1 pseudogene is annotated in these 652 nt (G+C 74.7%); it reads left to right on the top strand.

The window, feature by feature from the left end:
* Positions 1-652 (top strand): annotated as a pseudogene (locus tag FV222_RS30395) (lipopolysaccharide biosynthesis protein); the annotation flags it as partial.

Here is a 652-nt window from a genome sequence, read left to right as displayed (position 1 = left end):
GCGCGGCGGCCCTCCTCGTCGCCGGGCTCGGCGCCGCGATCCTGACGCTGCGGCCGGATTGGGTCGCCGGGCCCTACCGGGCGCCCCTCCTCGTCGCCGCGCTGGTGCTGCCGCTGTTCGCGCTCCAGGACTTCCTGGAAGGCCTCGCCCGCAGCCAGAACTGGGCGGTGCTGGCGATCGCCCCGCCCTACCTCGTGCGCCAGACCGTGATGATGGTCGCGATGGTCGCCGCGATCCTGCTCGGGGCGCCCGCCCACGCCTGGGTCGCGATGGCCTGCATGCTCGCCGCCGCGATCCTGTCGGTGGCGATCCAGGCGACGATCGTGATCGCGCGGATGGCGCGCACCCTGCCCAAGGGCCCGCGCCGCTACCGCTGGCGCCGCTGGCTCGGCGCCAGCCTGCCGATCGCGCTGATCGACCTGGCCAACGCCGGCTTCACCTTCGTCGACGTGGTGGTGCTCGGCTTCCTGATGCCGCCCTCGGCGGTCGGCCTGTACTTCGCCGCGACCCGCATCCAGCAATTCGTGGTGTTCGTGCACTTCGCCGCCGTCGCCGCCACCGCGCAGCGCTTCAGCGCGGCGCATGCGGTCGGCGACCGGGCGACGCTGGCCTGGCTCGTGCGCCTGCAGGGCCGCGGCACCCTGGCGGCCAC

The organism is Methylobacterium sp. WL103, assembly GCF_008039885.1.
GTDB classification, from domain to species: Bacteria; Pseudomonadota; Alphaproteobacteria; order Rhizobiales; family Beijerinckiaceae; genus Methylobacterium; species Methylobacterium cerastii.
This window is presented reverse-complemented; position numbering and strand designations above follow the sequence as displayed.